This is a genomic window from Natronospirillum sp. (assembly GCF_022565775.1).
In the GTDB taxonomy this organism is placed as follows: Bacteria; Pseudomonadota; Gammaproteobacteria; order Pseudomonadales; family Natronospirillaceae; genus Natronospirillum.
The window spans coordinates 39,420-61,296 of the sequence record NZ_JAIUMC010000005.1; the positions used below are offsets into that span (position 1 = coordinate 39,420).

Genomic DNA, 21,877 nt, shown 5'->3' on the forward strand with positions numbered 1-21,877 from the left:
TTTACGCCCGCCTTCGGTGCCGGACTGGATTGCGCCTGTATTCCGGCGCCCTGATCATTTAACGTGCAAGCCAGTTCTGTGGATCAGTCGGCTCACCCCGATGGCGGACCTCGAAGTACAGAGCAGGCTCGGAAAAGCCCCCTGAATCTCCGACCTGGGCAATGGTTTCCCCACCGCGTACCCAGTCGCCTACATCCCGCTCCAATACCTCATTGCGTCCGTACAGACTGAGATATCCTTCTCCATGGTCGATGATCACCATCAACCCGTATCCTTTAAGATAGTCGGAAAAGACTACCCTGCCGTAGTGAATGGCTCGTACCGAACTGCCTGGCTCGGCGGCCACGAGTAATCCGTCTGACACCAAATTCGTGCGCTCGTTGCGCTGACCATAGCGTAACCTGACCTCGCCCTCAACGGGCCAGCCCATTTGCCCGCGCAAGTCCGCGAACGGAATTTCGTCGTCGCCGAATTCGAACTGCTCCAGCGCCTGCTCCACTTCGCGCAGCAGCGCTTCCAGTTCCTCGCGCTCGGCCTCCTTCTCGGCCACTTCCTGTTCCTGCGTGGCGATTTCCTCGGCCAGTCGGGCCACCACCTGACGCCGCTCATTGCGGTTCTGCAACAACCGATTATTCTCTTCAATCAACTGCGCGTTCTGCGCTTCGAGGTCGGCCTGCCGTGCGGCGATACCCGCGGTCACTTCGAGCAACTCGGTCAGAGTCTGTTCGTATGCCCGCAGCTCCGCCACCTGAGCGGCATTAAAGTATTGGTAAAAGGTCATCATCCGCTGCCCATGTGACAGCGAATCCGGCGACAACAGCGCTTTCAGCGGCGTCTGTTGCTGACTCTTGTAGGCGGACACCAGCAAGGTCTCGATGTCGCGTGCCTGCTCCTGACGACGGGCCTCCAGAGTGCGCTCGCGCGAGCGCAATCCGGTAAGCTCGTCCTCCGTCTCTGCCAGCGCAGACTCCACATCACTCAGACGCCGTCGATTGGCGGCAATCTCGCGCTCGGACTCTTCAAGACGCTGTGCCATGCGGCTGCGCTCCGCCCGGTTTTGCTCCAGGCGATTCTGCAGTCGCTCGATCTCCGCCACCAGCGCATCGATATCAGCCTGCGACACCGAATTCTGACCGGGCACCTGCAGGCTGACCACCGTCAGCCCCAGACACAGCAGCAGAGCGCCGCGGCGCAACAGGCGCCGCGACGACAGCCCGACCTTGTCGTGCGCGTCAGCCAAGCAGGTTATCACCCGTCATCTCTTCCGGCTGCGTCTCGCCCAGCATGTACAGCAAAGTCGGCGCAATATCACACAGGCGCCCTTCTTTCAGCGCCTTCTGCCTGTTGTTGCTGACATAGACCAACGGTACGGGAAACACCGTATGGGAGGTCACGGCGCCACCGGTTTTCGGGTCGACCATCAGTTCGACATTACCGTGGTCTGCGGTGATCAGGCACTGGCCGTCCACATCCAGGATGGCCTGAGTGACTTCTGCAAGTGCCCAGTCCAGCGTCTCCACGGCCTTGATGGCGGCATCCATCTTGCCGGTATGCCCGACCATATCACCATTGGCGTAGTTGCAGACCACCAGGTCATATTTGCCGGAGCGGATGGCCGCAGCCAGCTTTTCGGTGACCTCAGGCGCACTCATTTCCGGCTGCAGGTCATAGGTCGCGACTCTCGGTGAGGGCACCAGTTCGCGATCTTCACCCGCATATTGCTTTTCTTCGCCACCGTTGAAGAAGAAGGTGACATGGGCGTATTTTTCAGTTTCGGCAATCCGCAACTGGGTCTTGCCCTTGTCCGCCAGGTATTCGCCAAGCGTGTTCTTGAGCGGTGTCGGCGGATAGGCACAGGAGGCTTTGATGTCGGCAGCGTATTCCGTCAGGGTCACGAAGTCGGAGAGTGCCGGCCGCACACTGCGGTCCAGATCGCTGTCCAGACCGTCGTCAACGAAGGCCCGGGTCAGTTCGCGCGCCCGGTCAGGGCGGAAGTTCATGAATACGGCACTGTCACCATCCGCCATTACAGCCGCGTCATCACCGGACCGAATCGAGGTGGGGGGGACAAATTCATCATCCTTGTCCTGCTCATAGGCGGTATGCAAGCCCGCCACCGGATCGGCGGCTACTATCTCGGCCTTGCCCTGCGTCAGCAGATCGTAGGCCTGCTGCACCCGCTCCCAGCGGTTGTCACGATCCATCGCGTAGTAGCGTCCGATCAATGACACCACGCCGCTTACGCCCTTGGCTTTACTGTGCTCCTGCAGCTTTTTCAGTGTCGCCTCGGCGCTGCGCGGCGGGGTATCGCGGCCATCCAGGAAGGCGTGTACACAGACGTCGACGCCGCGGGCTGCCGCCAGATCGATCATGGCAATGAGATGGTCTTCATGGCTGTGCACGCCACCAGGGGAAGCCAGGCCAAGAATGTGCACCTTGCCGCCGGCTTTTTTGGCGCTTTCGACAGCATGAACCAGCGCTTCATTGTGGGCAAAGTGGCCGTCTTCAATATCCTTGGAGACGCGGGTAAAGCTCTGGTACACGATGCGCCCGGCACCCAGGTTCATGTGCCCCACTTCGGAGTTGCCCATCTGCCCCTCGGGCAGACCGACCGCCAGCCCGGAGGTTTTCACCAGGTTGTGGGGATAGTCCTTCCAGAGCCGATCCCAGGTGGGCGTATTGGCCTCACGAATGGCATTCGACTGTGATGTTTCGCTGTATCCGAAGCCGTCCAGAATAATCAGGGCGACGGTTTTCTTTTGCGCAGACTGATTTGCTGCAGACATAGTGACCTCTGCTTCAATGCGTTAACTCAACTCCCCCGACCAGATCCATGAACACCCGTCTTGCTGCAGGTAGTCTCTGCCGGTGTCCCGTTCATTTCTGATCTTGTTATGGCGAACTGCGGACGCCTTGCGGTCTCCGTTCAGTCGCTGCCCGGTCATTATGGTCTGTGTGGCATCAATGAAATCGGCTTGAGGGGCACTTTCGCTCCCTATTCTACTCAGATTGAGCCGGGGTAGCGAGTCACCTGCCGCCACACCACCATCAGGGCAGGGGTCGGGCGCCGTTTTTACGCTTCACGGACCGTCCGATAATGCCTGCTCGACTGGGGATGATGGCCTCCGACTCATGGTGTATACTCGCCGCTCTTCTCTGGAAGCCGAATGAGTCTGAGTAGCCGAGATGCTGGAATTAATCGATTTTGTCAGTCAGAACTGGATGCTGGTGGCCCTGTGGGCGGGCTTTCTGGTCTGGGTCATCCTGTCGGAAACCTCGCGTGGCGGCCAGTCTCTGACGCCGCAGCAGGCCACCACCCTGATCAACACCCAGGATGCGGTGGTCGTGGATGTGCGTAAAGCGGAAGACTTTGGCAAGGGCCATCTGCCTCACGCCATCAACATCCCGGCGGCCAAGCTCAAAGAACGCATGGGTGAACTGGAAAAGCACAAGAAGAAGCCCATCATTGTCGTCTGCCAGGTCGGGCACAGTTCGGGCGCCTCCGGTGCTGAATTGCGCAAGGCCGGCTTTGATCCGGTATACCGGCTCAAGGGTGGCGTAATGGAATGGCAAAGCAGTCGTATGCCGCTGTGGAAGAACTGATGTCACCGCGCGCACCTGTCGTGATCTACACGACCCGGTTCTGCCCGTTTTGCATCCGTGCCAAGCAATTGCTGGCGAGCAAGCAGGTGGACTTTGATGAGCGCCCGGTCGACAACGACTCTGCCCTGCGCGCCGAGATGACGAAAAAAGCCGGCAGCCGCACCGTGCCGCAGATCTGGATTGGCGATGTGCATGTTGGCGGGTGTGATGAACTGTTTCAATTGGAAAGACAACAACGACTCGACGACCTGCTGGGTCGCACACAGGAGTGACATTTTATGGCTGAAGAACAACCCAAAACCCGTTTTGGTATCCAGCGGCTCTTTACCCGCAACACCTCGTTCGAATCACCGAATGCTCCCCAGATTTTCCGCGAGCAATGGAAACCCAAGATCAAGGTTGATCTTAACACCAAGTCCAGCAAGCTGGCCGATGACGCCTACGAAGTCGTGATCCGGGTTACGGTCACCGCCAAGCTGGAAGAGCAGACCGCCTTTCTGGCTGAAGTCGAGCAGGGCTGCATCGCCACCATCGTCGGGTTTGAAGAGCAGCAACTGGAGCAGATGCTGGGCGCCTATGTCCCCAGCCTGCTGTTCCCGTATGCCCGCGAAACCGTCGACAGCATGGTGGTCAAGGGCAGCTTCCCGCCTGTAATGCTGGCACCGGTGAACTTTGACGCCCTGCACAAGCAGCGCCAGGAACAGCAGCAAGCGGCTGACTCCGATAGCGAAACGGCCCACTGAAGCTGACTTTGCAGCAGGTGGGCCCGCGCCCGCCTGCTCTTGCTGACCCTCCACCTGTTCTGTTCCCCCGCCCCTGAAGAAAGCGCCCCACAATGGTGCAGCAACGCCAGTAGTGGGTCCCCTGAAAACCTCGACCAGCAGCCCATAGAGGCTCTGTCACGTGAGAGCCATGCCACTATACTCAGCCCTGTAAAGGCTGCGCACCGATATCGTGCGTCACTTCAGTGCACGGCCGCACCATAAAGGTGCTTTTTTGAGCACAACCCGACTGTCTTGCGCCGGCTTTCAGCACGGCTGCGCCACCTCCTTTGCAGTTCCGTCGCAATTGTGAGCACCAACGGATGGGCCACACGGCCCGACATGACGGGGCATAGCTATCCTGCACCCCCTCGCAGGCGCGAACCCGGCGACGCAATACCCCCTGTTGCAAGAGGGACTGGCACAGGCCTTGCTTTGAATGCCCACAAGTGGTGCAGTGGAGCGCAAGCCCACTCATCTTGAGTGTAAAAGCAATCGGCCCGGCCCAGGGCCCAAATAGTGGAGAGGCCTTTAACATGTCAGAGCATACTCTGAAGCTGATCAAGGATAACGACGCCAAATGGGTGGACCTGCGGTTCACCGACAGCAAGGGGAAGGAACAGCACGTCACCATCCCGGCAAAAGGCGTCGACGAAGAATTTTTTGAAACCGGACAGATGTTCGATGGCTCGTCCATCGCCGGCTGGAAAGGCATCAACGAATCCGACATGATTCTGATGCCCGATGACGCCGCTTCGGTTATGGATCCCTTCACCGAAGACAGCACTGTTATCGTGCGTTGTGACATCGTGGAGCCGTCTACCATGCAGGGCTACGAGCGTGATCCGCGGTCTGTGGCCAAGCGCGCCGAAGCCTACCTGAAGTCGACGGGTCTGGGCGATACAGCCTTCTTCGGTCCGGAGCCAGAGTTTTTCGTGTTTGACAGTGTCAACTGGCACGTCAATATGCAGGGCGCTGGCTACTCCATCGAGTCGGAAGAAGGCGCCTGGGCGTCAGCTGACAAGTTCGAAGGCGGCAACATGGGCCACCGTCCGCGCGTCAAGGGCGGCTACTTCCCCGTGCCTCCGGTCGACAGCCTGTATGATGTCCGCTCTGCCATGTGTGATGCCATGGAAGCCATGGGTCTGGACATCGAAGTACACCACCACGAAGTGGGCAATGCCGGTCAGTGTGAAATCGGGGTCAAGTTCAACACCCTGGTCGCCAAGGCCGACGAAGTCCAGATCATGAAGTACTGTGTACACAATGTGGCCCACGCCTATGGCAAGACAGCCACCTTCATGCCCAAGCCGCTGGTCGGTGACAATGGTTCCGGCATGCACGTTCACCAGTCTTTCTGGAAGGACGGCGTGAATCAGTTTGCCGGCGACAAGTACTCGGGCCTGTCCGAGACCGCCCTGTACTATATTGGCGGCATCATCAAGCACGCCCGTGCCCTGAACGCCTTCACCAACGCTTCCACCAACTCCTACAAGCGTCTGGTGCCGGGCTTTGAAGCCCCCGTCATGCTGGCCTACTCGGCCCGCAACCGTTCCGCGTCCATCCGGGTGCCTTACGTGGCCAGCCCGAAAGGCAAGCGGATCGAGACCCGCTTCCCGGATCCGACGGCCAACCCGTATCTGGCCTTTGCCGCGCTGCTGATGGCTGGCCTCGACGGCGTCAAGAACAAGATCCACCCCGGCGATGCTGCCGACAAGGACTTGTATGACCTGCCGGCGGAAGAAGCGCTGGAAATTCCGACCGTGGCCAACTCTCTGGAGCAGGCCCTGGAAGCGCTGAAAGAAGATCATGCCTTCCTGACCGAAGGCGGTGTCTTCTCCGAAGACATGATCAACGGCTATATCGAGCTGAAAGAAGATGACATCGAGCGTCTGCGCATGACGACGCACCCGGTCGAGTTCGATCTTTACTACTCGGTCTAAGCCTTGATGACCTGAACACCGCGCGCCAGTCTCGACTGGCGCGTGCAGGTTGCAGCAGCCAAATGCAAAAGCCCCGTTACAGGGGCTTTTTTGCGTCTATGACCGTCATAAATCGCTGCACGACTGACGTCAATAGGTTCCATTTACACATTAAATAGATGCCTATTTCTAGATATATATAATCAATAGAACAGCAACCATCAGGGGAGTCGCTGTTTTGTTCTTGTATTCGGTTTTTACTTCGCACCGTCGGTTGTCCATTCTGTTGGCGGCCATCATCGGCCTGACCGCATCACTGGCCAAAGCGGATACGCTGGTCGTCGCCGGGGATCCGTGGCGTCCCTATCTTGACCCGGACGTGCCCAATCAGGGCATTGCCATTGAAATCGTTCGGGAATCACTGGCGACTCAAGGCTTTGATCTGGACTGGGAGATCATGCCCTGGGCCAGGGCGCTCTATGGCGCCCGCGACGGAGAGTACGATGTGCTGGTCGGCGTCTGGTACACCGAGGAGAGGGCGCAGTTTCTGCACTACAGCGACCCCTTTCTGGCCAATGAAGTCAAGCTGATCAAGCGGGCCGGTGATGACTTCGACTATCAGGCCCCCGAAGACCTTACCGGCAAGCGCCTGGGCCATATCATTGAATATGCCTACGGCGATGTGTTCGACAACGGAGAACATTTCTTCAAGGAACCGGCGGTCAACCTGGTCACCAATATACGCCGCCTCCGCCGCAACATGATCGATCTGACACTGGAAGATGAACTGGTGGCGCGCGAGAACATCGGCCAGGTCAACCCGGACTACCTGAATGATATCGAGTTTGTCGATACTCCGATTTCCAGAAACGATATGCATCTGACCGTTGGCCAGAACCACCCGGACGGCGAAGCCATTATTTCGGCGTTCAATGAAGGGCTGATGGAAATCAGGGAAAACGGCACCTACGACCGAATACTCACGGACTACAACATCAGTCAATAGTTAATGGCTGCGCCAGGCACGGCATGCACCCGGCCTCAGTATCCTTGCCAGGGAATGGTCCTCAATCAACAACGCCCGCCAATTATTGCTATCATCGGCACTACATTTTCCGGTGTCTTCACTTATGGCTCCGACATACGACATTGCAATCCTGGGCGGGGGCCTGACCGGTCTCGCCATGGCTCATGCACTGCCCGCTCACTGGCGGCGCAACTGTGTGCTGATCGACAGTGCCGAAGCGCCTTCTGACAGCGCAGTATCTCTGGCAAAGCAGCCTCCGGGGCTGGATGACCGGGGCACTGCGCTCAACCGGCGCAGCCTGGATATTCTGGAGACCTGGGGCCTGATGAAGGGGCTGCGTGATCAGGTCGGCGAGATTCGTCATATCGAAGTCAGTCAGCAGGGCTACTGGGGCACGGCCGACCTGGAGACTGGACCAAAGGAACCGGCCTTCGGAGCCGTGGTCAGCAACCGCCAACTGGGAGCGGCCCTGTATCAGGGGCTGCAGTCCGGACCGGCTGCTGATCAACCCGAGATCCGGCACAACAGCACCGTCGCCGACGTCCGCTTCACCGCCGATCGGGTCAGCCTGACGCTGGAGGATGGCGACACCCTGTCAGCCCGCCTGCTGATTCTGGCCGATGGCGGCCGCTCTGGTCTCGGAGACCGGCTCGGGCTGACCTATCGCCAACATGATTATCATCAGGTGGCCTACACGCTGAACCTGGAACGGGAATACCCCTCGGATGGTCGAGCCTACGAACGCTTCAGCCGCGAAGGCCCGCGCGCCCTGCTGCCTCTGGCCGGGCACCGACAGACCGCGGTCTGGGTGGTGCCAGACAGCCTTACTCTGCACCTTGACCATTGGACCAAGACAGACTGGCAGCAGGCGCTGACCGAGTGTTTTGGCTACGCTCAGGGACGGATCACGGCAGTGTCAGCAGCGTCAAGCTACCCATTGCAGTTTCGCCAGGTGCGCGAACAGGCGCGGGCCCGCCTGGCGGTGATCGGCAATGGCGCCCTGACCCTGCACCCAGTGGCCGGACAGGGGTTCAACTTGCATCTGCGCAGCCTCCATGAACTTGGTGAAGCGCTACAGGCGACCCCCGACCCGGGTAACGCACAGCTGCTGCGCCAATGGGCTGACCGGGTGGCACAGGACCAGCGACAGATCGCCCAGGCCTGTCATGGGCTGGTCAGCCTGTTCGGGTTGCAACCCTCGATGGTCGCGCATGCCCGGGGCCTGGGTCTGGCCGCCCTTAACGGGCTGCCCGGGGTGCGGAAAATACTGACGCAGCGGGCCATGGGGATGTCGACTTGATGGCGCGATACAGGAGAGTGCACAGTGGCTGAGCAGCCGATGGAGTCGGTCGACATTCTGATTGCCGGTGGGGGCATGGTGGGCGCCAGCCTCGCGTTGGCACTGCGCGGCCTGCCCTGGACCCTGGGGCTGGTGGACCCGCGTCCGGGGCTCGACGAGCCCTTGCCGCCGGTTGATGGCCCGGCGGCATTCGGCCCGCGGGTCAGCGCGCTCTCGCTGGCCAGCGAACAGTTTCTGCGTGAGTTGGGCATCTGGTTGCAGTTGCCGGAAGATCGTCTGGCCAGTTATACGCACATGCAGGTCTGGGATGCCGAAGGCAGTGGCAAGCTCAGCTTCTCGCCAGAACAGGCCGGACTGAAGCAACTCGGTCATATCGTGGAGAACCGGGTGGTCGAGCATGCGCTCTGGCAGGCCCTGCTGGACTGGCCTGAGCTGGTCAGACCAGTGGCGGCCAGAATAGAAACCGTGGAGCGCGAAGCTCATCATGCTGGTCACGCCGATGGCTGGCGGGTTGTATTGAATGACGGCCGCACGATTCTGGCCCGACTGTTGTTGATCGCCGACGGCGCCCGCTCACCGCTCCGCGCGCAACTGCAGTGGCCAACCCGTGAGTGGTCCTATGACCAGACGGCCGTGGTAGCCACGGTTCAGCACACGCAACCGCATGCGCAGACTGCCCGGCAGGCGTTTCATCGTCAGGGACCACTGGCCTTCCTGCCGCTGGCTCTGCCGGACACCAGCTCTATTGTCTGGTCGCTGGACACGCCGGCGGCCGACGAGTTCATCGGCCTCGGCAAATCGGCTCAGTGTCGGGCCCTGAGTGCCGGTATCGGGAGTGTTCTGGGCGAGGTATCTCTACACAGCCCGGTTCTGCACTTTCCCTTGCATCAGCGCCATGCCAAACGGTATGTCCAGCCCGGTGCGGCACTGGTGGGCGATGCGGCTCACAGCATCCATCCGCTGGCGGGTCAGGGGGCCAATCTGGGGCTCAAGGATGCGGCGGCGCTGGCGGCGGTCTTGCATGACGCCGCGGCCAATAATCTGCCCCTTGAAGAGCCACTGATTCTGCGCCGCTACCAGCGGCAACGACAAACTGACAACCTGCAGACCATGCTCGCCATGGAGGGCCTGAAACGGCTCTTCGGTGCTCGCCATCCAGCACTGCATCTGGCCCGCAATCTGGGCATGAGCGGGTTCAATCGAAGCCCGACCCTGATGCGCAACGCCATCCGGCAGGCGGCCGGGCTGCCGGTCTAGGCAAATCCCGACTGTCGCCAGGCCTCATAGGCCACCACCGCCACCGCATTGGACAGGTTGAGGCTGCGCCCCTCCGCCCGCATGGGCAGCCGACGCCACTGCTGCTGCGGCCAGAGTGACAGCACCGAGTCCGGCAAGCCCCGGGTTTCCGGACCAAACAGAAAATAGTCCCCTTCGCTGAGCGTGGCCTCGAACAGGGAGTGCTCCGCCCGGGTGGTTAACGCCCAGACACGCGCCGGCTGTTGGGCAGTCAAAAAACCGTCGAAATCCGCGTGGATCCGCACCGTTGCCCATTCATGATAATCCAGCCCGGCGCGCCGCAGCGCCTTCTCCTCCATCGCGAACCCCAAAGGCTCGATCAGATGCAGATGGCAGCCGGCATTGGCGCACAATCGAATGATATTGCCCGTGTTCGGTGGAATCTCGGGTTGGTAAAGCACGAGGTGGAACATGATGTCCGCTTTTCCTATTGCCAATAAGCCGGTAGTATGGTTTAACGGTCAAGAATTTGTCATTTTGCGCTCTTGGCCCTGGCCATAATACCAAGATAAGAGTGATCAGGATCCCAGTGATTGAGCCGCGCAGATGCACAACATTCCCAGGTGGAAAGTGATGCGTCCGCCGAAATCATACAGAAACGGAGGTAGTAGCGTCTGATGGGGCGTTTATTCCGGAGCGGACAAGGCGTGGTGGGCTGCGAAGCCAGACCCGACCATCTTCTGCTGGCTCATGTGGTGCCCGGCAGGCGTCCTGCGATCAAGCGCCTTCAGCAAGTGCCCTATCGGGACATCTCCGCCGAGCAACTGCGCGACATCGCCAAAGCCTCCCGACTGCGCAGCCAGCCCTGGGTCTGGATTCTCCCTCATGATGCCTATCAGCTGATGCTGGTGGATGTTCCCGATGTGCCGGAAGAAGAAATCCGTTCCGCGCTGCGCTGGCGGGTCAAGGACCTGATCAGCTTCCCGCTTGAAGAAGCCGCCGTTGACACCTTGATGCTGCCCGGCGAAGCCTTCCGTGGCCGCAGCCGAATGGCCTTTGCCGCCATCGCACGACGTGCGCAGACCGAACCGGTTGAGTCGGCCTTTGGTCGGGCCGGGCTGCGCCTGGCCAGCATCGATATTGCCGACACGGCATTGCGCACGCTTAGTACCTACAGCAGCCAGCACAATGCCAATGCGCTGCTGCGCGTCGAAGCAGATCAGTCTTTTCTGTGCGCCAGCTACCAGGGCGACCTGTGCCTCAATCGCAGCCTGTCTCTGCGCCTGAGCGATCTGGTCAGTCCGGACGAGGAACCGCACGCCCCGGCAGCTGAAGGCGGCATTGCTCTGGACACCGACACCGATGTGCGCCTCGACACCCTGGCGCTGGAGCTGCAGCGTTCTTTCGACTATTTCGAGACCCAGCTTGGTCTGGGCAGTCTGCAGGAGTTGCGGTTACTGACAGAAACCCCGCTGGAGAGCTCGCTGTTCGATTTTCTCGCCAAGCGCTTTTCTCTGCAGGCGGCACCCCTGAACCTGGCCGACCATCTGGACATACCGGACACCATCGATGAAGCAGAAGTCGCCCGTTTTGCCGTGGCTATCGGCGGAGCGCTGCAATGGCTGGGAGGGCGCAAATGATGCAACGCATTGATCTTCGCCAGTCGCGCAATGACGAACGTCGTCTGCGCGCCGGCACATTGATTCTGCTGCTGATCGCCGCTGTGCTGGCAGCCGGGCTGGTCAGTGCCCTGCAATTCCATTTGTATCAGCAGCGCCAACTGGCACTGACTGCAGCAACCGAAGACGCCCAGGCCGCTCAACGTGAGCTGGAGGCGTTTGCCGTGTCCAACCCCGACCTCAGAAATACGGAAGCGCTTGAGGCCAGTATAGACACGCTGCGCGACAACCTCGCCCAGCGCCGCCAGCTGCTGACCAACCTGCAGCGCAGCACCGGCGCCCGCCCCTATTCGTATGATGCCTTTCTGCGCACCCTGGCAGAGCAGCGCCTTGACGGCGTCTGGCTGACCGCCTTCAGCATCGACAACCGGGCTGAACTGAGTCAGGTTCGGGTGCGTCTGCGCGGTGAGACAGAGTCACCTGACCTGTTGCCGCAGTATCTGGATCGTCTGCGTGACGGCGGCGGCACTCGGCTGCATTTCGACGACCTGCGTCTGCAGCAACTGGACGGCGATGCCGGCTTCTATGGCTTCAGCCTCGAAACCCGGGGCATGAGTGAAGGTACGGCAGGGAGGCGGCAACCATGAGATTGAGGGCGCTCCTCTACCGACTGAACCAACACCTGCTCCGGCTGCGGGCGCGCGATTCCTGGCTGCTGGGCATCATTCTCGTATTGTTGATCGGCAGCGCCCAGTATGGCGCCATCACGCTGCTGGGCTGGCAGAACGTGGAGGAAGACCGCGCACAGATAGCGCGCCAGGAACGGCTCACCGCTGAGTTCGAAGCCCAGTTGCTGAGCCTGCAACAGGATCAGGATGACCCCCGTCAGGACCAGTTGCAGCGCCAGATTGAACAGTTGGGTGTCGATATCACGAGGACCAATGAGACCATTACCACCATCACTGCCAACCTGGTGACACCGGAAGAGATGGTGCGCGTATTGCGCCAACTGCTGGAGCGTCAGGACGGACTGCGCCTGCGCCGGCTGGAGACTCTGCCGATGACGAGCACCGGCAGCTCCGGGGACGAAGGCACCCAAGTCTATCGCCATGCCCTGACCATGGAACTGGACGGCAGCTTCAATGCGATTGCCCGTTATATCCGTGCTGTTGAAGACTCGGAGTGGCAGATCTACTGGCAGAGCATGCATTATGAAATCGGGCAGTACCCGAACGGGCGTCTGACCATTACCCTGTACACGCTCAGCAATGAGGAGGGTTGGCTCAATGTCTGATCATTCCACCGCCCGCAGGGGCTGGATGTGTGCCATCTTCCTGACTCTGGGTGCGGCCGGTGCACCGGCGGACGAGTTGGCCGATCCCATGCGTCCGACCCCGACGCCACCCCCCGTCACTACTCCGGCACCGTCGACAGCCCAGCCTGCGCAAGCGCCGCGCTTCAACCCGGACCAATACCGCCTGCAGGCGGTGTATCAGATGGGATCGATACAACGTGCCCGCATCAACGGCACCTGGTACGAAACAGGCGACAGGCTCGCGGATGGGGTCACTATCAGCCGCATTGATCCTGACAACGTGCAGGTAAGGGCGCAGGGCAATTCACACACGCTGCAGCTGGATCAGGCCAGGGCCCGGTTCCAGCGACTGAACGATCAGGAAGGCGAAAACACTGGTTCTTCATCTTCAGGACAGCCACAGGAGGCTCGATGAATCTCGCTGCCATCGCTTTACCCCAAGCCCGTCCGCTTGCGCGCAGGCGCGCGTTTACGCTGCTGCCCATGCTGTTGTGGCTGGCCGCCTGTGCGGGCACTCCGGCGGGCCAAGAGGGGGCGGAGGCGCCTGAGCCTGCCGCTCAGGAACGCATGGCTGAGCGCCTGGCCGATATGGCGCCTGAGGCACGTGGCCGTGAGGCAGCACCCGAATTGCCGCCGGAACTGGATGCCATGGTGCTGGATGCCGAGCCGACCTCACTAGAGCGGTTCGATGTGTCAGCCACCGATGTCGAACTGGCGCAGTTCCTCGATGATCTCGCCGAAGTTGCCAATACCAATATACTGCTGGACTCCGGCGTAAACGGTACTGTGTCGCTGCGCCTGCGCGATGTCACGGTGCGGGATGTCATGCATGCATTGCAGGACCAGATGGGCATCGCCTTTTCGCGCACCGACTATGGCTATCGGGTCAGCGGTGACCAGTTGCAGACCCGAATGTTCCGGGTCAACTATCTGGACGTGCAGCGCAGCGGCTCCTCGACCACGGGTATCAGCACCGGCCAGATCACCAGCGGCGGCCAGTCCAGCCAGCTGGATACGCGCAATGAAACAGATTTCTGGGGCACGCTGGAAGCCACCCTAAGCATGATGATGGGCTCGGGCGGAGACCGCCAACTGGTCATCAACCGACAGACCGGCCTGATCGTGGTCAAGGCGCCGCCCAGTGAACTGCGCACCATCAGCGATTTTCTGTATGAAGCCGAGCTGGCGCTGCAGCAGCAGGTGATCATCGAAGCACGGGTTCTGGAAGTGCGCCTGACCGACACCTTTGCCTCGGGTATCGACTGGAGCATTCTGGGCGACGACATCGGTGGCGTCAGCGGTCTTGATATCGGCGCTGGCGTATCCGGCAGTTCACCCAGTTCGGCTGACTCGGATCTGGATGGCGTCTTCAACCTCAGCCTGAACCTGCGTAACTTCAACTCGGTGCTGCGGGCTCTGCGCACCCAGGGCGAAGTAGAAGTGCTGTCCAGCCCGCGAATTTCGACGGTGAACAACCAGAAAGCCATGATCAAGGTGGGCAGCGAGGAGCAGTTCGTCAATGTCAGCTCAGTGACCACCACTGACAGTGATGGCGAGCAGCAACTTAACCCCAGCTTCACGCTTGAGCCCTATTTCTCCGGTATCGCACTGGATGTCACACCGCAGATTGCCGACAACGACCAGATTATCCTGCATGTTCACCCGTCAGTGATTCAGGTGACCGCCACCAACCGCTCGTTCACCATTCAGGGAGAGGCGTTCAACCTGCCGGTGGCCAGTTCAACCATCCGCGAAACCGACAGTGTCATCCGGGCGGAAAATGGCCAGGTGGTGGTGATCGGCGGTCTGCTGCAGAACTCCATCACCAGCCTTCGCAGTGGCGTACCCAATCGCGGCAGCGGACTGTTCAGCTGGCTGCTGGGTCAGGATCGAGAATCCACCGAGCGGACCGAACTGATCATTCTGCTGCGCCCGGCTATTGCCGACGCCGGCACCTTTGAGGAAGATATAAGGAATACCTCGACACGACTGCTAGAACCCTGACCATGTATGAGGCCTTTTTCGGACTAGATCATGCGCCATTCAGCCTGACCCCGGACACCGGAAGACTGGTCAGCCTGGACAGCCACGCCGCCTGCTTCGACCTGCTGCGGTTTGCCATCGAGTCCAATGAAGGCTTCGTCAAGATCGTGGGTGATGTCGGCACCGGAAAAACCCTGCTCAGCCGCCGCCTGCTGCAGTTTCTGCAGGACGATGAACGATACCTTCCCATCTATGTGCCCAACCCGATGCTCAGTGCACTGGGTCTGATGCGCGCCATTGCCTCGGCATTACAGATCGAAGGGGCGGGTACACAACGCTATGCCGACCTGTTCGAGGGCATACAACAGTGCCTGCTGGCAGAGGTGGATCGGGGGCGCACCGCCGTGATCATTATTGACGAGGCGCAGGCACTGCCACCCGACACTCTGGAAGCGCTGCGCCTGATTACCAATCTGGAAACAGAGACCCGCAAGCTGGTGCAGATCGTGTTGCTGGGTCAGCCGGAACTCGACGCCGTGCTGAGCCAGCATCGCTTCCGCCAGCTGCGCCAGCGCATTGCCTTTCACGCCACACTGGAACCCATGGCCGCCCACCATGTCGGTCATTATGTACAGGCGCGGATGCAGGCATCCGGCTACCGGGGAGCACCCGTGTTCACGCCGGGCGCTCTCAAACGGCTGTACCGATACAGCCGGGGCGTACCTCGTCTGCTCAATATCCTGTGCCACAAGGCGCTGCTGTCAGCCTATGCCCGCGGTCAGCAACTGGTCACCCCGGGAGACATTCGCCGGGCCGCTGCCGATACCCAGGCCACGGTGCGCTGGGGTGGCGGCTGGTGGCCGGCTCTGGGTCTGATACCGCTGGTTCTGCTTGCAGTTCTTCTGCTGGTGATGAACTTCGGCGGCGCTTCCGGCCTGCTATTGGAGTTCTTGCCATGAGCCGGCTGGTCGCAGACGCGCTGCAGCGCAAGGCAGCAGCCCCGGGTCATCCGCCGACCGATGCAGCCGACTCGCCTGCCGCCGGCACACCCATCGACGAGGCTGCGGAATACTCCGAACCCCGTTTCGACCCATTGGCCGGTGCCCGCCGCGAACGCCCCCCGCATTGGCGCCGGGCCGCGTTTTTCTGTGCCTATGCCGGGCTACTGGCCCTGATCGGCTGGCAAGGCATCGTGCTGTTGAGCCCCGAGCCCGAGACGGAATCCTTGGCAGAGGCAGAAACCGCTGCCGAGCGTCCGCAAATCTCGCTGCGCGCCGATAGCGGCTTGACAGAGACCTGGGGGCTGAGCAGTTGGCCGCAAGAAGAATTCAACCTGGTGCTGCCCGCACGTCTGCCCGAACCCGACCCAGAAGCGCCCTCAGCGCAGCCTGCCGGAGACCCGGTGCCCGAGCCCAGCAAAGGCACTGGTTCAGCATCAGACAGCGGGCCGGATATTGCGCGGGTGACCCAAACCGTGACAGACGAGTCCAGCAGTGCGGAAGCACCCTTGGAAGACCTGCCGGAACTGGCACCGCCCACCGCGGATAATGCGGCAGTGGTTGCCGTGCAGGTCCTGGACGCCGAGCCAATTGAACAGGTGGTCGAGCCTACTGCCGGGGGATCGGACTCCGGTACCCGCTTTACAGCCAGCGGCCAGACATCCACTGCGTCAACTGGCACCGTGTTCTCCAGCACGGAACGCCAGCAGGCGCTGCGCGAAGCCCGGCAGCGATTTGACGATGGTGACAGGGAGCGCGCCCTGAGCAGCCTGCGAGAGCGGCTGGCCAGAGATGACCATACCGATGTACGCCAGCAGTATGCGCGCCTCCTGTTGCGGGATGGCCAGGCAGAAACAGCCCGCTATGCCGTGCGCCCGGGCCACAATCGGCAGGAGCTCGAACTGCGCGCCTATGCGGACTATCAGGCCGGTGCCTACAGCGACGCACGTCGGCACTATGAAGAACTGCTGCGCCGGGCCGATAACCCTCAGCAGGAATGGTATCTCTGGCTGGCGATCTGCAATGATCACCTGCAAAATGATGGACAGGCTATACTGTATTTCGAGACATACCTGAATCGGACCCAAGGCCAGCCGGAAAGCCTGGTTCGCTATGCCCGCGAGCGGCTGCAGCAGCTGTCGGGCTGATCCGGCGAGGAGACCGTATGCAGAACCAGCGTCTCGGAGAAATATTGCTGGCCAGGAAACTGGTCACTCGTGGGCAGTTGGAAGATGCTCTGACAGAACAGAAGGAGTCACCAGAGCGCCTGCTGGGCCATATTCTGGTGAATCGGGGCTTTCTGTCGCATGCCGAACTGATTCGGATTATTGTCAATGACAAGCATCTGCCCATGGCACACGCAGTGCTGGACCGGGTCCGGATTGCCAATCAGGCCACTGATGAACACGGTGTTCCACTGCTGCGGGTTTCCACCGGCGAAGCCGCAGAGCTGGCCATGCCCGAAAAGGAGTTCCCCGTACCTCGCCCAGTGCCCGAGCTCGCGGACTTTTCCATGACATCGGAAACCGAGAAAGAGCTGGCCTCCGATGCGTTTGAGGCCGTTGAAGCGGGCCGGCTGGACGAAGCGCGCCAGATCATCACCCAGGGGTTGACCATACTGTCCGACAGTATTGCGCTGCTCTACCTGAGCGCCTGGCTGCAGGCGGCCGACGGACGCGAAAAGTCTGCCCTGGAGGTGCTGGAAAAGCATTTTGGCAACCAGCACGACAACGCCTCGGTCATCTGGCTGCTGGCCTGGTGCCAGCAAAAGCTGGACAATCACAGGGCTGCCGTCGCACAGTATCAGCGTCTGCTGCGCCGGGCACAGCCGCTGCAGATCTGGTACTACTGCCTGGCCTACTCACTGGACGACCTCGGCTATCACAAGAAAGCGCGCGAAGTGTATACCTATTATGTGCGCATCATGCGCGGCGAGAACCGCTACACCTGGTTCGCTCGTCAGCGCCTGCGGGAGATCATAGAACAGCATGACACAGACTGAAGCATCGAGCGGCCAAGCCGCCAAACCCCGTATCCGACTCGGCGATCTGCTGGTCGAAAAGGGGGTTCTGACCGAAGGGCAGCTCAAGCTGGCACTGGGAGAGCAGAAGAACTCCGGCAAAAAGATCGGTCGCCTGCTGGTCGACATGGGCATGGTCTCGGAAGATCGCATGCTGACAGTGCTTGCCGACCACCTTGACATCCCGTTTCTTGACCTGCGCCGCTTCAATCTGGATCGGGAACTGGTGCAAAAGCTGCCCGAAAGTCATGCCCGACGCTATCGCTGTATTTTGCTCGCCGAACGGGGCAATTCGGTGCAACTGGCCATGTCAGACCCCCTCGACCTGATGGCACGGGATGAAATCGCCCGTACTCTGGGCAAGGCGGTTGAACCCGCCATCGTGCGTGAAAGCGAACTGCTCGCCACGCTGGATCAGGTCTATCGCAAGAGTGGCGCCATCGCCTCACTGGCCGGCGAACTGGAAACAGAACTGCGCGAAAGCGACTTTGACCTGGCGCAACTGGCCGGTGAGACCGACACCCAGGATGCGCCGGTGGTCCGCCTGCTGCAGACCATCCTGGAAGATGCCGTGCAGGCGGGCGCCTCGGATATCCACATAGAGCCGGATGAAACCACACTGCGGGTGCGCCTGCGGGTCGATGGCCAGTTGCAGGAACAAGTGATGAAAGAGAAGCGGGCCGCCAATGCGCTGGTTTTGCGCCTCAAGATCATGTCGAATCTGGATATTTCGGAAAAGCGCCTGCCGCAGGATGGCCGGTTCAATATCCGTATTCTGGACAAGAGTATCGACATCCGCCTGTCCACCATGCCTACCCAGTATGGTGAATCACTGGTCATGCGTCTGCTCGATCAGACGGCCGGCATCCTTACCCTGGACCGATTGGGCATGCCGCCCTCGGTCATGGAGCGTTTCAAGCTGCAGATCGAGCGGCCGCACGGCCTGATCCTGGTCACGGGCCCGACGGGCAGCGGTAAAACCACCTCGCTCTACGCCGCACTGACGGAGCTGAACAAGGCGCATCGCAAGATCATTACTGCGGAAGATCCGATCGAGTATCGCCTGCCCCGCATCCAGCAGGTACAGGTCAATCCCAAGATCGAACTCAATTTTGCCCGGATTCTGCGCTCTGCCCTGCGTCAGGACCCGGATGTCATTCTGGTCGGCGAGATGCGTGATCAGGAAACCGTATCCGTGGGCATTCGTGCCGCCCTGACGGGCCACATGGTGCTCAGTACACTGCACACCAATGACGCCATTTCCAGCGCCATCCGCCTGGCCGACATGGGCGTTGAGCCCTACATGGTGGCCTCGTCGCTGCGCGCCATTGTCGCCCAGCGGCTGGTGCGGCGCATCTGCGACAACTGCAGCCAGCCCTATGAACCGGACGAGCGGGAGCGCATCTGGCTTTCACATCTGGGCCATGAACCCGATGCCGAGACCCAGTATTTCCGGGGCAGTGGCTGCTATCAGTGCAACAATACCGGCTACCGCGGGCGTATCGGTGTCTATGAGCTGCTGGAACTGGATGATGCCATGCTGCATGCCCTGCGCGATCAGGACCCCAACCGGTTCGTCGAAGCCGCAGAGCGCAACCCCTACTTCGTCAACATGACCGAGCGGGCGCTGGAATATGCCCGTGAAGGCATTACCGACCTGGCCGAGGTGTTCCGTATCACGGCTGACCTCGAAGATCGGGATGCCGGCAATGTGTCCAACCAGAACATCATGCACGGGGGGGCAGCCGGCCACGCGGCAGCCAAGCGCAGCAAGCCTGCTGCCGACAAGGAAAAGCCGGCTGTCAGCACAGACACAGAGGCGCCTGATTCGGACGGGCCGGTTGAACCCCTGCCCAGTCAGCACTTCGAGTCACCCGGGTTCGAGCTGGAGCCACTGGACGAAGAACCCCGGAAGCCGGGTGGTGAGGGCAGCTACTGATGCCCAACTTTGCCTACAAGGGGCGCACCAGCGAAGGCCAGTCGGTCAGCGACGTGATTGAAGCCCGCTCCATGGACCAGGCCCTGGATGAACTCAAGCGGCGCGATATCCTGCCGCTGAGTGTCGAGCCGACACGACGCCGGCCCAAGGGCCCGCAGCAGGACACGGCGCAATGGCGCAAACTGTTCTGGCCCAACATTACCAATGATGACCTGATCCTGTTCTGCCGCCAGATGTATTCGCTGACGCGGTCGGGCATCCCCCTGATGCGCGCGGTCAATGGTCTGGCAGACGCCAGTCAGAACAAACGGTTGTGCGAAGTGCTGCGCGAAGTCGGGCGCACGCTGACCTCCGGTAATGACCTGGCGACGTCAATGGCTCGCCACCCCAAGGTGTTCAATCCGCTTTTTATCGCCATGATCACCATGGGCGAGACCACCGGCCAGCTGGATCTGGCGTTCAAGCAGTTGATTGATCATCTGGAACTGGAGAAGAGCACCCAGCGGCAGATCAAGCAGGCCACCCGCTATCCCCTGTTCGTGGTGATTGCCATCACCGTGGCCATGGTCGTGATCAACTTCATGGTCATTCCGAATTTCGCCAGCGTCTTTCAGCGCCTCGGGCAGGATCTGCCCATTTTCACCCTTATCCTGATCAATACATCGGATTTCATGATCGAGTACGGCCTGATGATCGGCGCCGCCATTGTTGCGGCCATCATCGCCTGGAAGCGTTATGTGCGCACTCCCGGGGGGCAGTACTTCCGTGATCGCCTTTTTCTCAGACTGCCGCTGGTCGGCTCCATATTCCGTCGCATTGCCATGAGCCGCTTCACGCGGCCCTTTGCCATGATGCTGGACGCCGGTGTGCCGCTGCTGCAGGCGCTGAGCATCTCGTCAAAAACCGTCGGCAATGTCTTTATCGGCCAGCGCATCGAAGGCATGCAGAACGGCATTGAGCGGGGCGAAAGCATTCTGTCCACCGCCAGCGCCAGCGACATGTTCAACCCGCTGATACTGCAGATGATTTCGGTCGGCGAAGAAACCGGCAATCTCAGTGATCTGCTGCGCGATGTGGCCGACTTCTACGACCAGGAGATCGAATACGAGCTGAAGACGCTCTCCCAGTCGATAGAACCCATCCTGATCGTGATGATGGGGGGCATTGTCACCATTTTGGCGCTCGGCATCTTTTTGCCCATGTGGGACCTGGCCGCCGGGGCAGGTGGCATCTGATAAGAGCCGTCAAAATTCTGAACAACAAACTTGCCTTCGCGTTTACGCTCCGTTTATGCTCTAGTGCAGGAACAAAGGCCAGGATGGCGCTGCGGCGAGTCTGGCCATGTGGCGGCAGGATCAGCTGACTGAATTGGCCTGGAGTTTGCTAACTCCTACCACACAGACAAATTTTTGGAGACAGCAGTAATGAACATGAAAAAACAACAGAAAGGTTTCACCCTGATCGAGCTGATCATGGTCATTGTCATCCTGGGCATTCTGTCGGCCTTTGCCCTGCCGCGGTTTGCGGATTTTGGGGATAGTGCGCGGCAGGCTTCTGCAGAAGGGCTTGCTGGAGCAATGCGATCAGCCGTTGGCATTACCCGGTCTCAGCAACTTGTTGAGGGATTAAGTTTGGATGGCCAAGTAACTCTGGATGGAGGCGTTACAGTTGATATGTATGGTGGGGCTCCCGAGGCTACCGCGAACGGAATAGTAGCTGCAGCCGATTTATCTGGTTTTGATGACGCGCCTGACACCACCGCGAGAGATGTTGATGGAGATGGAGCTACCACAACAGCAGGTACAATTGTCTTCCAGATAGATGGGAATGAAGACTGCACGGTTACTTATACAGAAGCTTCCATTAATAGTGATGGTGACGTCACAGCCAGAGCCGTAGTAGACGTCGATTGCTAATTTGCCAGAAAGGTGGAAGAGGGCCTGCCCCAAAAACAAGCAGGCAATGGCTGATTTGACTCCACCGATCATCAAAACTGACAGGGAATCCCACTGCCGGGGTTGATGATCGGTGTATTTGAATTCGAGACTAAATCTGTACTCTCTCTTGATTCGGCTACCAAATTATAGCTCCCTGAAAATCCGTTCAGTTTGCGATTTAGCTCCTTGCTCTCGGCCGACGCAGTAGCTTTGCGTA

At 60.2% G+C, this 21,877-nt stretch carries 21 protein-coding genes; 18 read left to right on the forward strand and 3 right to left on the reverse strand.

Features of this window, described 5'->3' with window-relative positions; all coding sequences use genetic code 11:
* Positions 1 to 58 precede the first annotated feature (58 nt).
* Both LAT62_RS02525 and gpmI read right to left on the reverse strand, forming a co-directional pair.
* Positions 59 to 1,240, reverse strand: a complete 1,182-nt coding sequence (locus LAT62_RS02525; RefSeq protein WP_293378460.1) for a peptidoglycan DD-metalloendopeptidase family protein — start codon at positions 1,238 to 1,240, stop codon at positions 59 to 61.
* Entirely contained in the window at positions 1,233 to 2,786 is a 1,554-nt protein-coding gene (gpmI, locus tag LAT62_RS02530) for a 2,3-bisphosphoglycerate-independent phosphoglycerate mutase (RefSeq protein WP_293378463.1), read from the reverse strand. Before gpmI ends, LAT62_RS02525 begins: the two co-directional genes overlap by 8 nt.
* Positions 2,787 to 3,186: 400 nt before the next feature.
* Between gpmI and LAT62_RS02535 the strand changes: the two genes are divergently transcribed.
* The 7 genes from LAT62_RS02535 to LAT62_RS02565 all read left to right on the forward strand — a co-directional run bounded on the left by LAT62_RS02535 (position 3,187) and on the right by LAT62_RS02565 (position 9,870).
* Positions 3,187 to 3,603: a rhodanese-like domain-containing protein gene (locus tag LAT62_RS02535; protein ID WP_293378466.1), complete on the forward strand. Its 417-nt coding sequence runs from the start codon at positions 3,187 to 3,189 to the stop codon at positions 3,601 to 3,603.
* Complete coding sequence (gene grxC, locus LAT62_RS02540; RefSeq protein WP_293378469.1) at positions 3,567 to 3,875, forward strand: glutaredoxin 3; 309 nt, start codon at positions 3,567 to 3,569, stop codon at positions 3,873 to 3,875. Before LAT62_RS02535 ends, grxC begins: the two co-directional genes overlap by 37 nt.
* 6 nt (positions 3,876 to 3,881) lie before the next feature.
* A complete protein-coding gene (secB, locus tag LAT62_RS02545; RefSeq protein ID WP_293378472.1) occupies positions 3,882 to 4,346 on the forward strand; it encodes a protein-export chaperone SecB in 465 nt (154 codons plus the stop codon).
* 554 nt (positions 4,347 to 4,900) lie between these two features.
* Entirely contained in the window at positions 4,901 to 6,307 is a 1,407-nt protein-coding gene (gene glnA, locus LAT62_RS02550) for a glutamate--ammonia ligase (protein WP_293378475.1), read from the forward strand.
* A 217-nt stretch (positions 6,308 to 6,524) separates the two neighbouring features.
* Positions 6,525 to 7,292: an ABC transporter substrate-binding protein gene (locus LAT62_RS02555; protein ID WP_293378477.1), complete on the forward strand. Its 768-nt coding sequence runs from the start codon at positions 6,525 to 6,527 to the stop codon at positions 7,290 to 7,292.
* Between the two features lie 124 nt (positions 7,293 to 7,416).
* Positions 7,417 to 8,613: an FAD-dependent monooxygenase gene (locus LAT62_RS02560; protein WP_293378480.1), complete on the forward strand. Its 1,197-nt coding sequence runs from the start codon at positions 7,417 to 7,419 to the stop codon at positions 8,611 to 8,613.
* A 24-nt stretch (positions 8,614 to 8,637) separates the two neighbouring features.
* Positions 8,638 to 9,870: a UbiH/UbiF/VisC/COQ6 family ubiquinone biosynthesis hydroxylase gene (locus LAT62_RS02565; RefSeq protein ID WP_293378483.1), complete on the forward strand. Its 1,233-nt coding sequence runs from the start codon at positions 8,638 to 8,640 to the stop codon at positions 9,868 to 9,870.
* Here LAT62_RS02565 and LAT62_RS02570 read toward each other — a convergent pair.
* Complete coding sequence (locus LAT62_RS02570; protein WP_293378486.1) at positions 9,867 to 10,322, reverse strand: tRNA (cytidine(34)-2'-O)-methyltransferase; 456 nt, start codon at positions 10,320 to 10,322, stop codon at positions 9,867 to 9,869. The genes LAT62_RS02565 and LAT62_RS02570 overlap by 4 nt on opposite strands.
* 204 nt (positions 10,323 to 10,526) lie before the next feature.
* Between LAT62_RS02570 and pilM the strand changes: the two genes are divergently transcribed.
* From pilM to LAT62_RS02625, 11 genes are all read left to right on the forward strand, one after another.
* Positions 10,527 to 11,489 (forward strand): hypothetical protein, encoded by a 963-nt coding sequence (gene pilM / locus LAT62_RS02575; protein ID WP_293378489.1) that lies wholly within the window; start codon positions 10,527 to 10,529, stop codon positions 11,487 to 11,489.
* Positions 11,486 to 12,115 carry a hypothetical protein gene (locus LAT62_RS02580; protein ID WP_293378492.1) on the forward strand — a complete coding sequence of 210 codons (630 nt, stop codon included), beginning with the start codon at positions 11,486 to 11,488 and terminating at the stop codon, positions 12,113 to 12,115. The genes pilM and LAT62_RS02580 overlap by 4 nt, the downstream gene beginning before the upstream one ends.
* The gene (locus LAT62_RS02585) at positions 12,112 to 12,762 is read left to right on the forward strand and encodes a hypothetical protein (protein WP_293378495.1); all 651 of its coding nucleotides are present in this window, start codon (positions 12,112 to 12,114) and stop codon (positions 12,760 to 12,762) included. The genes LAT62_RS02580 and LAT62_RS02585 overlap by 4 nt, the downstream gene beginning before the upstream one ends.
* Positions 12,755 to 13,198, forward strand: a complete 444-nt coding sequence (locus tag LAT62_RS02590) for a hypothetical protein (RefSeq protein ID WP_293378498.1) — start codon at positions 12,755 to 12,757, stop codon at positions 13,196 to 13,198. Before LAT62_RS02585 ends, LAT62_RS02590 begins: the two co-directional genes overlap by 8 nt.
* The gene (locus LAT62_RS02595) at positions 13,195 to 14,787 is read left to right on the forward strand and encodes a pilus (MSHA type) biogenesis protein MshL (protein WP_293378501.1); all 1,593 of its coding nucleotides are present in this window, start codon (positions 13,195 to 13,197) and stop codon (positions 14,785 to 14,787) included. The genes LAT62_RS02590 and LAT62_RS02595 overlap by 4 nt, the downstream gene beginning before the upstream one ends.
* 2 nt (positions 14,788 to 14,789) lie before the next feature.
* Positions 14,790 to 15,725, forward strand: coding sequence for an AAA family ATPase (locus LAT62_RS02600; protein ID WP_293378504.1), 936 nt, complete (start codon positions 14,790 to 14,792; stop codon positions 15,723 to 15,725).
* Positions 15,722 to 16,912: a hypothetical protein gene (locus LAT62_RS02605; RefSeq protein ID WP_293378507.1), complete on the forward strand. Its 1,191-nt coding sequence runs from the start codon at positions 15,722 to 15,724 to the stop codon at positions 16,910 to 16,912. Before LAT62_RS02600 ends, LAT62_RS02605 begins: the two co-directional genes overlap by 4 nt.
* A gap of 17 nt (positions 16,913 to 16,929) precedes the next feature.
* Entirely contained in the window at positions 16,930 to 17,766 is an 837-nt protein-coding gene (locus LAT62_RS02610; protein WP_293378510.1) for a hypothetical protein, read from the forward strand.
* Entirely contained in the window at positions 17,753 to 19,723 is a 1,971-nt protein-coding gene (locus tag LAT62_RS02615; protein ID WP_293378513.1) for a GspE/PulE family protein, read from the forward strand. Before LAT62_RS02610 ends, LAT62_RS02615 begins: the two co-directional genes overlap by 14 nt.
* A complete protein-coding gene (locus LAT62_RS02620; protein WP_293378516.1) occupies positions 19,723 to 20,958 on the forward strand; it encodes a type II secretion system F family protein in 1,236 nt (411 codons plus the stop codon). Before LAT62_RS02615 ends, LAT62_RS02620 begins: the two co-directional genes overlap by 1 nt.
* Positions 20,959 to 21,147: 189 nt before the next feature.
* The gene (locus LAT62_RS02625) at positions 21,148 to 21,639 is read left to right on the forward strand and encodes a type II secretion system protein (protein WP_293378519.1); all 492 of its coding nucleotides are present in this window, start codon (positions 21,148 to 21,150) and stop codon (positions 21,637 to 21,639) included.
* Positions 21,640 to 21,877: the final 238 nt, after the last annotated feature.

Coding starts and splice junctions, on each gene's coding strand:
- gpmI (WP_293378463.1), bottom strand. CDS start 2,786: ATGTCTGCAGCAAATCAGTCTGCGCAAAAGAAAACCGTCGCCCTGATT.
- LAT62_RS02535 (WP_293378466.1), top strand. CDS start 3,187: ATGCTGGAATTAATCGATTTTGTCAGTCAGAACTGGATGCTGGTGGCC.
- grxC (WP_293378469.1), top strand. CDS start 3,567: ATGGCAAAGCAGTCGTATGCCGCTGTGGAAGAACTGATGTCACCGCGC.
- secB (WP_293378472.1), top strand. CDS start 3,882: ATGGCTGAAGAACAACCCAAAACCCGTTTTGGTATCCAGCGGCTCTTT.
- glnA (WP_293378475.1), top strand. CDS start 4,901: ATGTCAGAGCATACTCTGAAGCTGATCAAGGATAACGACGCCAAATGG.
- LAT62_RS02560 (WP_293378480.1), top strand. CDS start 7,417: ATGGCTCCGACATACGACATTGCAATCCTGGGCGGGGGCCTGACCGGT.
- LAT62_RS02570 (WP_293378486.1), bottom strand. CDS start 10,322: ATGTTCCACCTCGTGCTTTACCAACCCGAGATTCCACCGAACACGGGC.
- pilM (WP_293378489.1), top strand. CDS start 10,527: ATGGGGCGTTTATTCCGGAGCGGACAAGGCGTGGTGGGCTGCGAAGCC.
- LAT62_RS02580 (WP_293378492.1), top strand. CDS start 11,486: ATGATGCAACGCATTGATCTTCGCCAGTCGCGCAATGACGAACGTCGT.
- LAT62_RS02585 (WP_293378495.1), top strand. CDS start 12,112: ATGAGATTGAGGGCGCTCCTCTACCGACTGAACCAACACCTGCTCCGG.
- LAT62_RS02590 (WP_293378498.1), top strand. CDS start 12,755: ATGTCTGATCATTCCACCGCCCGCAGGGGCTGGATGTGTGCCATCTTC.
- LAT62_RS02595 (WP_293378501.1), top strand. CDS start 13,195: ATGAATCTCGCTGCCATCGCTTTACCCCAAGCCCGTCCGCTTGCGCGC.
- LAT62_RS02600 (WP_293378504.1), top strand. CDS start 14,790: ATGTATGAGGCCTTTTTCGGACTAGATCATGCGCCATTCAGCCTGACC.
- LAT62_RS02605 (WP_293378507.1), top strand. CDS start 15,722: ATGAGCCGGCTGGTCGCAGACGCGCTGCAGCGCAAGGCAGCAGCCCCG.
- LAT62_RS02610 (WP_293378510.1), top strand. CDS start 16,930: ATGCAGAACCAGCGTCTCGGAGAAATATTGCTGGCCAGGAAACTGGTC.
- LAT62_RS02615 (WP_293378513.1), top strand. CDS start 17,753: ATGACACAGACTGAAGCATCGAGCGGCCAAGCCGCCAAACCCCGTATC.
- LAT62_RS02620 (WP_293378516.1), top strand. CDS start 19,723: ATGCCCAACTTTGCCTACAAGGGGCGCACCAGCGAAGGCCAGTCGGTC.
- LAT62_RS02625 (WP_293378519.1), top strand. CDS start 21,148: ATGAACATGAAAAAACAACAGAAAGGTTTCACCCTGATCGAGCTGATC.